We start from the raw sequence: 14,231 nt of genomic DNA, 5'->3' as shown, positions 1-14,231 counted from the left end.
CCGTGTGCGATCGGGCTTCAAAGCAGCAACTCGGGCTCGGCCTCGACCAGCCCTTCATAGAGGCTGTCGAAGGAATGGATCGCCCCCTCCGGGCCGCCGATCTGGCTGTGCGTGTGGCGCGCGGTTTCCTCGTCGATGGGCTGCGGCTTGCCGGCCGCTTCGGCGAGGAGTTGGGTGTGGCAGGCGTTGTCCAGCGCGATGTACCACCACGCGGCGGCCTCCACCGTCGGGCCCGCGGTCAGGATGCCGTGGTTCTTGAGGATCGCGCCCTTCCTGTCGCCCAGCGCCTCGGCGATGCGGTCGCCTTCGCTGGTGTCGACCACCATGCCGGTGAAGTCGTCGAACAGCGCCACGTCTTCGTGGAACACGCAGCTGTCCTGCGTGATCGTATCGAGCTTGCGGCCGAGCGTGGACCAGGCCTTGCCGTAGGTCGAGTGCGTGTGGGCGGCGGCGACGATCTTCGGGTTGTGCTCGTGGATCGCGGCGTGGATCGCGAAGGCGGCCTTGTTGAGCGGCTTGTCGCCGATCACGGTTTCGCCCTTCGCGTTGACGAGCAGCAGGTCGGACACCTTGATGCGCGAGAAGTGGATGCCCAGCGGGTTGACCCAGAAGTGGTCGGTGAGCTCGGGGTCGCGCGCGGTGATGTGGCCGGCCAGCCCCTGCGCGAAGCCGAAGCGCGCGAACAGGCGGAACGCGCCTGCGAGGCGCTCCTGCCGGTGGCGGCGCTCGGCCTGCACGCTGGTGCGCGGCGGGACCGGGTCGAACCAGTACTTCTGCTGCGGGTTCGGGTTGAGCTTCAGCGGCTGGGCCGCGCTGCGGTCGATGGAAAGAACGGCGCTCATCGCTCAGGCCACCTTGCGTTGCGATTGAGCGCGCTGCGCGACGAGTTCGCGCGTGCGCGGAATCAGCTCGCGGCCGTAGTCGGTCGCGTCTTCCAGCGGATCGAAGCCACGGATCAGGAAGGTGGTCACGCCCAGGTCGTAGTAGTCGAGCAGCGCATCGGCCACCTGCTCGGGCGTGCCGACCAGCGCGGTGCTGTTGGAGCGGCCGCCGATTTCCTGCGCGACGGCCGTCCAGAGGCGCTTGTCGACGCGCGGGCCCTTGTCGGCCGCGGCGAGCAGGCGCTTGGCGCCTTCGCTTTGCTGCGGGCCGCCGCGGTTGTAGCCCTGCACCACGCGCAGTCGCTTGGTCTCGGCCAGGATGTTTTCGGCACGCGCCCATGCGGCCTCTTCGGTCTCCGCGAGGATCGGGCGGAACGACACCGAAAAGCGCACGCTGCGCCCGTGCTTCGCAGCCTCGGCGCGCACGCGCGTCGTGAGCTCGCGCGCCTGATCGAGCGATTCGCCCCAGAGCGCATACACGTCGGCGTACTTGCCCGCGACCGGAATCGCAGCTTCCGAGGCACCGCCGAAATACACCGGCACATGCGGCTTGCCGTTGCGCGTCTGCAGCGGCTTCACTTCGGAGAAAGCGTTCTGGTAGTGGTAGTGCGCGCCTTCGTGGTCGAAGGGCTTGTCGGCGGTCCACACCTTGTGCAGCACGTCCAGGTATTCGTCGGTGCGGGCGTAGCGCTGGTCATGGTCGAGCCAGTCGCCGTCGCGGCGCTGCTCTTCGTCGGAGCCACCCGAGATGTAGTGCACACCGAGCCGGCCGCCGCTGAACTGGTCGAGCGAGGCGAACTGCCGCGCCGCAAGCGTGGGCGCCACAAAGCCTGGGCGGTGCGCGAGCATGAAGTGGATGCGCTCGGTGACCGAGGCGGCGTAGGCCACGGTCAGCGTGGCGTCGGGGCCGGTCGAATGGTGCGGCACCAGCACGCGGTCGAAGCCGGCGTTCTCGTGCGCCTGTGCGAATGCGCGCACGTAGTCGCTGTCGATAGCCGGGCCCTTGGCGGGGTGGATCTCCGAGACCTTCTGGCCCTGGATCATGCCGATGAATTCAACGTCGCTCTGGGTGTTCTGGCTCATGGGAGTCCTTGTGTTGTTGTCGAGGTGTTGGGGAATTTCAGGCGGCGGGCAGGCGCAGCACGCTTTCGAAGCTGCGGTCCCACAGGGGCTTCACGTCGGCGGGACCATCGAGCACGCCGATCTTCAAAAAGGTGTCGGCCACGTCCTGGTGGCTGCGCACCACCGCGTCGCTGACCGGGCCGAGGCTGTAGTCGCCGCTGCGGCCGTTGAAGAGCTCGACGATGTCGCCGACCGGCACACGCGTCTCGGCCGACTGCGCGCGCGCATAGGCCAGGTAGTTGCCGTTGATCCACGCGAACGAACGCTGCAGACGCTGCAGCAGGTCGCTCAAAGCCGCGCGGCGCAGCGTGTCGTCGAGCGCGCGCGGGTTGGCGTAAATGGGGAAGTTGCCCGAGAGATAACCCACGCCGGTCTTGATGACCCGCGCGCCGTACTGGGTGCGCGCGATCTGCCCGTTGTAGCCGTAGATCGCCCAGGCATCGAGGTCGCCGCGTGCGAAGGCCGAGAGGCCGTCCGAGGGCGTGAGGCTCACGGCCTGGATGTCGCTGAACGAGAGCCCCGCCTCGGCCAGTTGCTTGGACAGGTAGTAGTGCGAGGTGGTGGCGCGCACGTAGCCCACGCGCTTGCCCTTGAAGTCGGCGATGGTGCGGATCGGCGCGTCCTTGCGCGCGAGCGTGGCCTGGTTGTTGAGGTCTTCGTGCGTCACGGCGACGAGCCGCACGCTGGACTTCTGGCGCGCCGCGAATACCGGCGGGATCTCACTGCCCGAGCCCAGGTCGAGCGCATCGCCGTTGATGGCCTCGATGTGCAGCACGCCGTTGTTGAGCTCGCGCCAGTCGATCTTGTAGGGCGTGTTGGCCTGGCCCGATGCCTGCAGCAGCGGACGCCACAGGCCCTTGTAGGTGCCGACGCGCAAGGTCACGCCCGAGAGGTCGCGCGATGGCGTTGCGGCCTGGGCCACTTGCGCCCCCAGGCCAGCGGCGGCTGCTGCACCCCATGCGGCGGCGGCCTGCAGCAGGCTACGGCGATCGAGGGGGAAATCGGGTGTCATGCGTTGCGGTCTTTCTTCTTCCCTGCCCACGGGAGCCGCAGGAGAGAAGCGAGACCGTACCGAGACGCCTCGCAAAAGCGAACGCAGAAAAACGAGTTTGCATATGCAGGATGCGTAGTTTTCGGGCGGCCGGCGGGTCGGTACCGTGCGGGAACCATGAGTGCACTCCCCTTGCGCCGCCCGTCGGCCACGCCTGAAGAAGAACCCCCCTCCACCACCGTCGATGCCGCGCTGCTGGCCCGGCTGTCGGCCCAGTTCGCAGCCACCGCGGCCGACTACGACCGCAGCGGCGCCTTCCCGCAACAGAACTTCGAGGCACTGCAGGCAAACGGCTTGATCGGCCTCGTCGCGCCCGCGGCGCATGGCGGCGGTAGCGCCACGCTGGCGACGGCAAGGCACGTGATCGCCGCCGTGGCGCGCGGCGAGCCGGCCACTGCGCTGATCCTCACGATGACCTATCTGCAGCACCACGCACTCACGCGCGGCGACAACCGCTGGCCGCCGCAGCTGCGCGAACGCGTGGCGCGCGATGCGGTGGAACGCGGCGCGCTCATCAATGCGCTGCGCGTGGAGCCCGCGCTGGGCTCACCGGCCCGCGGCGGCCTGCCCGCGACCGTCGCACGCCGCGACGGCAGCAGCTGGACCATCGACGGCCACAAGCTCTACACCACCGGCATCGAAGGCCTGACATGGCTCGCCGTGTGGGCGCGCACCGACGAAGCGACGCCGCGCACCGGCGTGTTCCTGGTGCCGCGCAACGCCCCCGGCGTGCGCGTGATCGCCAGCTGGGACCACCTGGGCCTGCGCGCCTCGGGCAGCCACGAGGTGATCTTCGAGAACGTGGCCATCGACATCGACCACGCCGTCGACCTGCGCGCACCAGCCGACTGGGCGCCCGACGCCGGGAGCCAGACCGACATCGACGCGCACGCCACCCAGCAGGCCTGGATGGTCGTGCTGCTCGGCAGCCTCTACGACGCGGTGGCGCAGGCCGCGCGCGACTGGTTGGTGGGCTTCTTGAACCAGCGCGCGCCCGGCAGCCTGGGCGCGCCGCTCGCGAGCCTGCCGCGCGTGCAGGAGCATGTCGGCGAGATCGAGGCGCTGCTGCGCACCAACCGCGTGCTGCTCGACGACGCGGCCTCGGCCGTCGACAACGGCCACGCGCAGCCAGCCATCGACAGCGGCTTGCTCAAGTACACGGTGACGGGCAACGCAGTGCGCGTGGTCGAACTCGCGCTGCAACTGAGCGGCAACCACGGCCTCACGCGGCAGAACCCGCTGGAGCGCCACTACCGCGACGTGCTGTGCAGCCGCATCCACACGCCGCAGAACGATGCGATCCTGGTGGGCGCGGGCAAGCGCGCGCTGCTCTCGACGGGAGTTGCCGCGTGACCGACCTGCTGTTCTCCAAGGCATCGCGCCGCAATTGGTTGAAACAAGGCGCCGCGCTCTCGCTGGCCGCGACCGGCTCGTTGCGTGGGTGGGCGCAGCCGCAAACCACGCTGATCCTCGGCGACCAAGCCGGTGGCCTGCGCTCGCTGTTCGAAGCGTCGAAGGCGCTCGAGGGCGCACCATTTGCTTACCGCTGGGCCAACTTCCAGGGCGCCGCGCCGCTGTTCGAGGCGCAACGCAGCGCCGCGGTCGATACGGCAATGGCCGGCGATCTTCCGGTGCTCGCCGCGGCAGTTGGCAAGACGCCGCTCAAGATCGTCGCCACGCGCGTCGGCAAGGCCGATTCGCTGGGCATCGTGGTGCAGCCCGATTCACCGCTGCGAAGCGTGAGCGACCTGCGCGGCAAGACGGTGATCGTCTCCTCGGCGCGCGGCAGCATTTCGCAGTACCAGCTCTACGGCGCGCTCGAAGAGGCCGGCGTGCCGCGCAGCGAGGTCACGGTGAAGTTCGTGCTGCCGACCGATGCGGCGGCCGCGTTCGCCTCCAAGCAGATCGACGCCTGGGCCATCTTCGATCCGTACTACGCGATCGCGCTGCAGCAGGGCGGCCGCATCCTGCGCGACGGGCGCGGCATCAACACGGCCCTGGGCTTCATCACCGCGAGCGAGCATTCGCTGGCCGATCCGGCCAAGCGCGCGGCCATCGTGCAGTTCCTAGACCGGCTGGGCCGCGCGGGCGACTGGGCGCTGGCCAACCCCGAGGCCTATGCGCAGGCCTACAGCCAGCTCACGCGCTTGCCGATCGAGTCGGCACGCATCATCACAGCGCGCGCCTCTGTCGCGGGAAGGCCGGTGAGCGAGGCGGACATCGTCGCACTGCAAGCCGTGGCCGACCGTTCGGCGCGCGACGGCATCCTGCCGGTGCGCGTGGACGTGCGCGCCATCACCGACACGCAGCTCTGGAAGCGCCCCGCGTGATCGCGCCGCTGCGCGACTTCGTCGGCGCTTTCGGCCGGCTGCTCGACAGCGCGCCCGACGAGCCCCGCATCCTCCGTGAGGGCAGTGCGCTGCTGCGCACGCTGGTCGCGCGCGACGACTGGTTGCCCGACGCCTTCGCGCGGCCCGACCCGGCGCGCTACCAGCAGTTCCTGCTGCATGCCGACAGCACCGAGCGCTTCTCGGTCGTGAGCTTCGTCTGGGGGCCGGGGCAGGCCACGCCGATCCATGACCACACGGTGTGGGGCCTCATCGGCATGCTGCGCGGCGCGGAGTACAGCCAGGGCTATGTGCTCGATGGCGAAGGCCGCGCGCAGCCGCAGGGCGACGCGGTGCGGCTCGATGCCGGCGACGTGGAGGCCGTGTCGCCGACCGTCGGCGATCTGCACCGCGTGCACAACGCGCATGCGGACCGCGTGTCGATCAGCATCCACGTCTACGGCGCCAACATCGGTGCGGTACGGCGGCATACTTACCCGGCCGAGGGCGGGCGCAAGCCCTTTGTCTCGGGCTACTCCAACACGCTGCTTCCCAACCTCTGGGACCGCTCCGAAGAACTCAGATCGACATTCGCATGACGACGACCGCCTTCCCCCTCGTGTCTTTTTCCGCCGTGCGCGAGCGGCTCATTGCGCGCGAAGAGACGGCGCTGCTCGACCTGCGCGAGGAAGATCCGTTCGCGCAGGAGCATCCGCTGTGGGCCGCGAACCTGCCGCTCTCGAAGATCGAGATCGAGGCGTGGCGGCGCATTCCGCGCCTCGACACTTTCATCGTGCTGTACGGCGCGCATGACGGCGTCGATCTGGCGCCGCTTGCCGCGCGCACCTTCACCGCGCTCGGCTATACGAACGTGCACCTGCTCGAAGGCGGCCTCGAAGGCTGGCGCGCGGCGGGCGGCGAGCTTTTTCGCGACGTGAACGTTCCGAGCAAGTCGTTCGGCGAACTGGTCGAGCACGAGCGGCACACGCCATCGCTTTCGGCACCCGAGGTGAAGGCGCTGGTGGAAGCCAAGGCCAACGTGGTGGTGCTCGACGCGCGCCGTTTCGACGAATACCAGACGATGAGCATTCCCTCGGCCACCAGCGTGCCCGGCGCGGAGCTGCTGCTGCGGGTGCGCGAACTGGCGCCCGATCCGGCGACGCAGGTGATCGTCAATTGCGCGGGCCGCACGCGCAGCATCATCGGCACGCAGTCGCTGGTGAATGCGGGCATTCCGAATCCGGTGGCTGCTCTGCGCAACGGCACGATCGGCTGGAAGCTCGCTGGGCAGGTGCTGGACCACGGGGCGGATCGGCAGGCGCCGGCTGCGGTGTCCGATGCGCATCGTGCGCAGGCAGAGGCCGATGCGCGTCGCGTGGCCGACAAGGCCGGCGTGCGCCGCATCCCGCTCGATGCGGTGCAGACGCTGGAGGCGCCGGGCCGCACGGTCTATCGCTTCGACGTGCGCACGCCCGAGGAATACGCGGCAGGCCATCTGCCCGGCTTTGCAAGCGCGCCCGGTGGGCAACTGGTGCAGGAGACCGACCACCAGGTGCCGGTGCGTGGTGCGCGCATCGTGCTGGCGGACGACGATGGCGTGCGCGCTTCGATGAGCGCGTCGTGGCTCGCGCAGATGGGGTGGGAGGTCTATGTGCCTGACACGGCGCCTTCCGCTTCGGCGTTCACCGAGAAGGCGGCGCCCTCACCCGCCTATCCGCGCGTCGCCGCGACGGTCGGCGAGATCGCCCCCAGCGCACTGGCCGAGTTGCTGAAGCAGCCCGGCACCGCCGTGCTCGACGTGACCACCAGCGCGAATTACGTGAAGCGTCACATTCCGGGCGCCTGGTACGTGATTCGCGCGCAGCTCGCGGGTGCGATCGATGCTGCGATTCCTGCATCGCAGCGCTATGTGCTGACCTGCGGCAGCAGTCTGCTCGCACGCTATGCCGCAGCCGACCTGCGCGCGCTGCTCGATGCGCGCGGGCAGCGCGATGTCGAAGTGCTGGTGCTCGCCGGTGGCAACACGGCATGGTTTGCTGCCGGACTCGAAGCGGAAACCGGCGAGACGCGCCTTGCAACGGCACGCACCGATCGCTATCGCCGGCCCTACGAAGGCACCGATGCGCCTGTGGAAGCGATGCAGGCGTATCTGGATTGGGAGTACGGCCTGGTCGCGCAACTCGGGCGCGACGGCACGCATCATTTCAAGGTGATCTGAGAAAGCGTTTTGAAAGGATGACAACACGCCGGTGACACTGTGTCGCAGGCGTAAAGGCCGTCATCCACGGGCTCTGCAGGGCGTTGGTTGTGCACCATCCACAACAACTCGTCCCTAGGAGCTTCACCATGAGATTTCCTGTTGTTCTTGCGCTGTCGGCCGCTGCGCTCTCAGCCGCCCTTACCGGTTGCGTCGTTGCACCGGCCCAACCCGTCTATTCGGCGCCTCCGGGCGTGGCCTATATGGCGCCGACGTATGTGTCGCCAGGGGTTGGTTTCGTGTGGGCGTACCACCCGCGCTATGGCTGGGGTTGGCACCATCCGCAATACGGCTGGCACCGCGGATGGCGATGAGCGCCAATGAACCGTGGCGGATCGCGCCGCGGTTCGCCTACCGGATCAGCTCGGCTCGGCGCTCTTGAACAGCGCCGCGACCTTGCGCTTGCTCTTGATGTTGCTCGAGATGCCGCGTGCAGGCGCTGCCTTGGCGGCGGCTTCCCATGCCGGTGTGGCGTCGGCTGCGCCCGGCTCGTAGGGCTTGTCGAAGAACGGATCGCGCGGCGCCGAAGGCGCACGGTGCGGGCGTCCACCGCCACCGCTGCTGCTGCGACGGGGAGCGTCGGCGCCGAAGCCGCTGCTGCTGCGTTCGCGCGGCTGGTCGAGCACGTCGCGTGCATCGCCTGCTTCGCCTTCTTCGCGCCAGTGGCGGCGTCCGTCGTTGATGCGGCCGCGCGGGCGGTCTTCTTCGAACTCGACGGGTTCGAGCTCGATCTTCTTCTTGATCAGCTTCTCGATGTCGGCCACCAGGCGCGCATCGTTGCCGCCGCTGGCGAAGCTCACGGCCAGGCCCGAGGCGCCGGCACGGCCGGTGCGGCCGATGCGGTGCACGTAGTCTTCGGCGTTGAACGGAATGTCGAAGTTGAAGACGGCGGGCACGTCCTTGATGTCGAGGCCACGGGCCGCGACGTCGGTGCACACCAGGAGGTCGACTTCACCGGCCTTGAACGAGGCGAGCGCCTTCAGGCGTTCGTCCTGACTCTTGTCGCCGTGCAGTGCGGTGGTACGCAGACCGTCGCGCTCCAGCGAGCGTGCGAGGCGCGCGCAGCCGAGCTTGCTGTTGACGAACACGAAGGCCTGCGTGATGCCGCGCTGCTTGACGATCTGCTTGAGCGCACGGCGCTTGTCGTCGTCGGAGACGCTGTAGAAATGCTGTTCGACGGTGGAAGCCGTTTCGTTCGGCCGCGCCACTTCGATGGTGACTGGGTTCTGCAGGTAGCTGCCGGCGAGGCGCTTGATTTCGGGCGAGAACGTGGCCGAGAACAGGAGCGTGGTGCGCTGCTTGGGCAGGTAGCTCAGGATGCGCTGCAGGTCGGGCAGGAAGCCGATGTCCAGCATGCGGTCGGCTTCGTCGAGCACCACGTACTCGACTTGGTTGAGTACCGCGTTCTTGGCTTCGATGTGATCGAGCAGGCGACCCGGCGTGGCGACCAGCACTTCGACGCCCTTCTTCAGTTCCAGCGTCTGCGGCTTCATGTCGATGCCGCCGAACACCACCGTGCTGCGCAGGTTCGTGTACTTGGCGTACAGCTTGACCTGTTGCGCGACCTGGTCGGCCAATTCGCGCGTGGGCAGCAGCACGAGCGCGCGCACCGGATGCCGCGCAGGCGAGGTGGAGGCGTTTTCGTGCTTGAGCATGCGCTGGAGCAGCGGGAGCGAAAACGCTGCCGTCTTGCCGGTGCCGGTCTGCGCGGCGCCCATCACATCCTGGCCCGAAAGCACGACCGGAATGGCCTGCTCCTGGATCGGTGTCATGGTCTCGTAGCCCATTTCGGCTACGGCGCGGGCCAGCGGTTCTGCCAGCGAAAGATTGGAGAAGGAGCTTGTCATTGAGCCCGCTATTGTCGCATTGCCGCAAAAAACGGCAGTGACGGCGCCGTGACAACGTCCGCGCCGCCGGCATTGCTACTTATTCAATAGCATCGAAGTTAATAAACATCGGGCCTGCGGGCCCATGAAGTTCAAAGATTCCGCGCGTTGAAGGTGTCGCACGACTTCATGTCGCCGCTTTGATAACCCGCGCCGAACCACTTCTGTCGCTGCGCGCTGGAGCCATGCGTGAAGCTGTCTGGCACCACCGCACGGCCCGCGGAACGCTGCAATGCGTCGTCGCCGATCTTCTGCGCGGCGTTCATGGCGGCCTCGATATCGCCCGGGTCGAGCCACTTCTTCGACTCCTGCGAATGGTGCGCCCACACGCCCGCGAAGCAGTCGGCCTGCAGCTCGACGCGCACGCTCACCGCGTTGTTCTGCGACTGGCTCAGCCGCCCGCGCATGCCGTCGACCTTGGCGGTGATGCCCAGCTCGTCCTGCACGTGATGGCCGACCTCGTGCGCAATGACGTAGGCCTGCGCAAACTCGCCCGGCGCGCCGAGCTGGTTCTTGAGCGTGTCGTAGAAACCGAGGTCGATGTAGACCTTCTTGTCGCCCGGGCAGTAGAACGGCCCCATCGCCGATTGCCCAGTGCCGCAGGCCGTGGGCGTGGCGCCGCGGAACAGCACGAGCCGGGGCGCCTGGTAGTTGCCGCCGTTCTTGCGAAAGATGTCGGTCCACACCACTTCGGTGTTCTTGAGCACGGTCGAAACGAAGGCCGCTTCGCGGTCGCCCGAAGGTGGCTTGGGTGCCGGGCCCTGCGGTGCCTGCTGCACCTGGGCCGGACCGCCGCCGCCGCTGAGCAGGCTCAGCACGGTGAGCGGGTTGATGCCGAAGACCCAGCCTGCGATCAACGCAACCGCGATGGTGCCGATGCCGATGCTGCGGCCGCCGATGAAGCCGCCTCCACCACCACCGCCGCCCTCGCCGCGGCGATCTTCAACGTTGTCGGATTGTTCGTTGCCTTCCCATCTCATCGCAGTCTCCTTCCCGGCGTTGCACAAGTGTTGCCGGACCGTTGCAGGATGGTACTTGCCCTAAGGCGGCCCGGGGTAACCGGGCGTCAGTGCTGAGCCCGGTGGCGCGTCAGGTTTTCGGCAGAGTGACGCCGCGCTGGCCCTGGTACTTGCCGCCGCGGTCCTTGTAGCTGGTCTCGCAGACTTCGTCGCTCTCGAAGAACAGCACCTGCGCGCAGCCTTCGCCCGCGTAGATCTTGGCGGGCAGCGGCGTGGTGTTGCTGAATTCCAGCGTCACGTAGCCTTCCCATTCGGGCTCGAACGGCGTCACGTTGACGATGATCCCGCAGCGCGCGTACGTGCTCTTGCCCAGGCAAATGGTCAACACGTTGCGCGGGATGCGGAAGTACTCGACGGTGCGCGCCAGCGCGAAGCTGTTGGGCGGGATGATGCAGTAGTCGCCGTGCATGTCGACGAAGCTCTTCTCGTCGAAGTTCTTCGGGTCCACCACGGTGCTGTGGATGTTGGTGAAGACCTTGAATTCGGGCGCGCAACGGATGTCGTAGCCGTAGCTCGAGGTGCCGTAGCTGATGATCTTGTGGCCAGAGGCTTCGCGGACCTGACCGGGCTCGAAGGGCTCGATCATCCCAGTCTGCTCGGCCATGCGCCGGATCCATTTGTCGCTCTTGATGCTCATATGCGCTCGCTGCTGCTGCGGGGGAATCGGGGCCGAATTGTGGCATGGGCGCCCTCGACGCCCTCCCCCGCAGAGGTCAGCCGGCCTGCGAGATCACCGTGCGCTCGATGAGCCGGTCGTCTCCCAGCACGATCATCGCGAAGAGCATTTCCTCCAGCGTGTTCGCCTGCTTCGTCTTGCGCGCCAGCAGCGGCGTGGCGGCGGGATTCAGCACCAGGAAGTCGGCTTCGCAACCCGGCTGCAGGTTGCCGACCACCCCATCGAGCCCCAGCGAGCGCGCCGCGCCGCCGGTGTGGTGCCACCACAGCCGCGAGGGCGGGATGCTCAGGCCGGTCTTGGTCTGGCCTTCGCGGCCGACGTAGTAGGCTGCCAGCATGGTGTGGAAGGGGCTGAAGCTGGTGCCGCCGCCCACGTCGCTCGCGAGGCCGTACGGCGACTCGATGCGGTCGGCCGCGCCGAAGTCGAAAAAGCCGCTGCCCAGGAACAGGTTGCTCGTCGGGCTCACGGCCGCGGCGGTTTTCGTCTCGCGCATCAGGCGGCGGTCTTCGTCGTCGATGTAGATGCAGTGCGCGTACACCGCGCGCTCGCGCATCAGACCGAAGCCGGCGTACACGTCGAGGTAGGAGCGCGACTTCGGATAGAGCTCCCGCGCCCACTTCACTTCGTCCTTGTTCTCGGCCACGTGCGACTGGATCCAGGTGTCGCCGTACTTCGCGGCCAGCTCGCCCGCGCCGCGCATCTGCGCGTCGGTGCTGGTCGGCGCAAAGCGCGGCGTGATGGCGTAGCCCAGGCGGTCAACGTTGTGCCACTTGCGGATCAGCGACTCGGTATCGACCAGGCTCTGCTCGGTTTCATCGCGCACGCCGTCGGGCGAGTTGCGGTCCTGCAGCACCTTGCCGGTGATCATGCGCAGGCCCCGGCGCTGCGCGCTCTCGAAGAAGGCATCGACCGAGGCAACGTGCGAGGTCGCGAACGTGAGCGACGTCGTCACGCCGTTGCGCAGCAGCTCGTCGAAGAACACATCGGCCACTTCGCGTGAATGCGCCGGGTCGACGAATTTGCTCTCGGCCGGAAAGGTGTAGTTCTCGAGCCAGGGCAAGAGGCCTGGCGACGGCGCGCCGATGATGTCGGTCTGCGGAAAGTGGATGTGCATGTCCACGAAACCCGGCGCCAGGATGCGGCCCGGCAGGTGCGTCACCTCGGCATCGAGATGGCGCGGCGACACGGCGGCATGGCTGCCGGCATCGATGACGCGCTGGCGACCGGCGCTGTCGGGAGCAACGACCAGCAGGCCGTCTTCATCGAAAAGGGGCAGGCCGGCGTTGTCGAATCGCAGGAGGGAGGCGCGGTAGGCTTTTTTCATCGTGGCTGCGGAGGGTAATCCAGCCCCGCGCAGTCGCAATTTCCATGCGCATATGAGTGCTATATGCCGAATGCACTCCCCGGCGGCCTCTCAGTCTTGCGGCAACACGTGCGACTGGATGTCGAACGGCACGCCGGGCGGCACGGGCCCGTCGCCGCCCTTGCGCTTGGTCAGCAGCGCGTATTTCGACTCGATGAAATAGACGCGATCGCCCAGCACCGCGCCCGACGACGGATCGTTGAGCCCTGCCACCACCGTTTGCAGCCCGAGCCTCACGCCATCGACACGCGCCACCGTGACCTGGCCGCCGTACGGGCCGTCGCCGAAGGCATTGCTCTCGAACAGCACCAGCCGCCCGGGCTTCCAGGCGCGGATCGCGTCGACGTTCTTCATCACGCGTGGCGTCTCGATGCGCGTGACCTCGCCTGCCCGGCCGTCCGCGCCCAAGCCGATGCGCAGCAGATGCGACGACGCCGCCACGAGGCTCACATAAACGTCGCGCCCACCATCGATCGCGATGCCGTTCAGTCCCTTGTAGGGACCTTCGCCGGCAAGCGCCGGGTCTTCCTTCCAGACCGCGAGCGCGGCCGCACCCGGCGCGAGCCGCAGCACGCGCGGATGGAAGGAGTCGGTCACGTAGACGTTGCCGTGCGCGTCCTGCGCCAGGTCGTTGCAGTAGCCTGCATCCGGCATCGCATAGCTCGCACGCGGCGCACCGGTGGCGAGGTCGTAGCGCTTGAGCGCGCTCGGCGTCTGCGGCACGGTGGTGAATCCGCTGTTGCCCGAGCAGACCCAGAGGGCCTGGTGTTTCGCATCGACCAGCACGCCCTGCCCGTTCGCGAGGCCGTTGGCACCGGGCTTCACCAGCACCTCGGCTTTAGTAGCGGCGCCCGGCTTCAATCGCGCGACCGCGCCCTGGCGCCAGCTGCCGACGTAGAACGCGCCGTCCGGTCCGATGGCGACGCTCTCCGGATACCAGTCCTCGGGCAGCGCCTGCACGACGGGCGGTGCGGCGGTGGCCGCCGTCGCGGCGAGCGCGAGCAACATGCCGACCAGCCGCGCGCGCCGGTTCATTGCCATACGCGCAACACGCGCCCCGTCAGCGGGCCTTCGATGCTGCGCACGTATGCCAGCGCCACGCGCGCGGCCGGCACGGTCTCGACGCCCGGAAAGAGCGCGCCATACGCGGCCAGCGATTCGGTCAGCAGCGTCGGGCTCACCGCATTGATGCGCAGGCCGCGCGGCAGCTCGATCGCTGCGCCTTTCACGAAACCCTCGACCCCGGCATTCACCGCCGCCGCGTTGCTCCCGCCACGAACCGGGTCTTCGGCCGCGACGCCCGTGGTCAGCGTGATCGACCCACCATCAGCCAGAACGTGCTGGCCCAGCAGCGCGAGCCGCACCTGGCCGAGCAGCTTGTCCTGTAGACCGACGTTGAAATCGGCCGGCCGCATTTCAGCGAGCGGGCCGAAGAACAAGCCGCCCGCCGCAGAGACGATTGCATCGACGCGCCCCACCGCCGCATACAGCGCCTCGACGCTCGCGTCGCTCGTGATGTCAACCTGCAGGTCGCCCCGCGTGCGCCCTGCGCGCACCACGTCGTGCCCGCGTTCGGCCAGAACCTGAACCACCGCACTGCCAATGGCACCCGTCGCGCCCACAACAAGAATCTTCATGAAAACCTCGCC

14 protein-coding genes are annotated in these 14,231 nt (G+C 68.0%); 5 read left to right on the top strand and 9 right to left on the bottom strand.

The genetic code is table 11. From position 1 onward, the window contains the following. Positions 1-17: 17 nt before the first annotated feature. From QFZ83_RS04995 to QFZ83_RS04985, 3 genes are read right to left on the bottom strand one after another with little or no spacing between them, the layout of a single operon-like run. Positions 18-842 carry a class II aldolase/adducin family protein gene (locus QFZ83_RS04995; protein ID WP_307503332.1) on the bottom strand — a complete coding sequence of 275 codons (825 nt, stop codon included), beginning with the start codon at positions 840-842 and terminating at the stop codon, positions 18-20. 3 nt (positions 843-845) lie between these two features. Continuing rightward, positions 846-1,964 (bottom strand): LLM class flavin-dependent oxidoreductase, encoded by a 1,119-nt coding sequence (locus QFZ83_RS04990; RefSeq protein WP_307503329.1) that lies wholly within the window; start codon positions 1,962-1,964, stop codon positions 846-848. A gap of 37 nt (positions 1,965-2,001) precedes the next feature. Next, positions 2,002-3,015, bottom strand: coding sequence for an ABC transporter substrate-binding protein (locus tag QFZ83_RS04985; RefSeq protein ID WP_307503327.1), 1,014 nt, complete (start codon positions 3,013-3,015; stop codon positions 2,002-2,004). Positions 3,016-3,171: 156 nt separating this feature from the next. On the opposite strand from QFZ83_RS04985, the gene QFZ83_RS04980 reads away from it, so the two are divergent. The 5 genes from QFZ83_RS04980 to QFZ83_RS04960 all read left to right on the top strand — a co-directional run bounded on the left by QFZ83_RS04980 (position 3,172) and on the right by QFZ83_RS04960 (position 7,952). Then, the gene (locus QFZ83_RS04980; RefSeq protein WP_307503325.1) at positions 3,172-4,407 is read left to right on the top strand and encodes an acyl-CoA dehydrogenase family protein; all 1,236 of its coding nucleotides are present in this window, start codon (positions 3,172-3,174) and stop codon (positions 4,405-4,407) included. Beyond that, entirely contained in the window at positions 4,404-5,384 is a 981-nt protein-coding gene (locus QFZ83_RS04975) for an ABC transporter substrate-binding protein (protein ID WP_307503323.1), read from the top strand. The genes QFZ83_RS04980 and QFZ83_RS04975 overlap by 4 nt, the downstream gene beginning before the upstream one ends. Further along, positions 5,381-5,980 (top strand): cysteine dioxygenase, encoded by a 600-nt coding sequence (locus tag QFZ83_RS04970; RefSeq protein WP_307503320.1) that lies wholly within the window; start codon positions 5,381-5,383, stop codon positions 5,978-5,980. Before QFZ83_RS04975 ends, QFZ83_RS04970 begins: the two co-directional genes overlap by 4 nt. Further along, positions 5,977-7,599 carry a rhodanese-related sulfurtransferase gene (locus QFZ83_RS04965; protein WP_307503318.1) on the top strand — a complete coding sequence of 541 codons (1,623 nt, stop codon included), beginning with the start codon at positions 5,977-5,979 and terminating at the stop codon, positions 7,597-7,599. The genes QFZ83_RS04970 and QFZ83_RS04965 overlap by 4 nt, the downstream gene beginning before the upstream one ends. Positions 7,600-7,727: 128 nt before the next feature. Continuing rightward, entirely contained in the window at positions 7,728-7,952 is a 225-nt protein-coding gene (locus QFZ83_RS04960) for a hypothetical protein (RefSeq protein ID WP_013542859.1), read from the top strand. Between the two features lie 45 nt (positions 7,953-7,997). Here QFZ83_RS04960 and QFZ83_RS04955 read toward each other — a convergent pair whose 3' ends face one another. From QFZ83_RS04955 to QFZ83_RS04930, 6 genes are all read right to left on the bottom strand, one after another. Then, on the bottom strand, positions 7,998-9,485 hold the full coding sequence (locus QFZ83_RS04955) for a DEAD/DEAH box helicase (protein WP_307503312.1): 1,488 nt from the start codon (positions 9,483-9,485) through the stop codon (positions 7,998-8,000). Positions 9,486-9,616: 131 nt separating this feature from the next. Then, positions 9,617-10,504: a neutral zinc metallopeptidase gene (locus tag QFZ83_RS04950; protein ID WP_307503309.1), complete on the bottom strand. Its 888-nt coding sequence runs from the start codon at positions 10,502-10,504 to the stop codon at positions 9,617-9,619. A 109-nt stretch (positions 10,505-10,613) separates the two neighbouring features. Then, the gene (dcd, locus tag QFZ83_RS04945) at positions 10,614-11,180 is read right to left on the bottom strand and encodes a dCTP deaminase (protein ID WP_013542862.1); all 567 of its coding nucleotides are present in this window, start codon (positions 11,178-11,180) and stop codon (positions 10,614-10,616) included. Between the two features lie 76 nt (positions 11,181-11,256). Continuing rightward, positions 11,257-12,543: a guanine deaminase gene (gene guaD / locus QFZ83_RS04940; RefSeq protein ID WP_307503306.1), complete on the bottom strand. Its 1,287-nt coding sequence runs from the start codon at positions 12,541-12,543 to the stop codon at positions 11,257-11,259. Positions 12,544-12,633: 90 nt separating this feature from the next. Next, positions 12,634-13,617, bottom strand: coding sequence for a hypothetical protein (locus QFZ83_RS04935; RefSeq protein ID WP_307503303.1), 984 nt, complete (start codon positions 13,615-13,617; stop codon positions 12,634-12,636). After that, positions 13,614-14,219, bottom strand: a complete 606-nt coding sequence (locus QFZ83_RS04930) for a short chain dehydrogenase (RefSeq protein ID WP_307503300.1) — start codon at positions 14,217-14,219, stop codon at positions 13,614-13,616. The genes QFZ83_RS04935 and QFZ83_RS04930 overlap by 4 nt, the downstream gene beginning before the upstream one ends. Positions 14,220-14,231 lie beyond the last annotated feature (12 nt).

Source organism: Variovorax sp. W1I1 (genome assembly GCF_030815625.1).
GTDB lineage: Bacteria > Pseudomonadota > Gammaproteobacteria > Burkholderiales > Burkholderiaceae_C > Variovorax > Variovorax paradoxus_C.
This window is presented reverse-complemented; position numbering and strand designations above follow the sequence as displayed.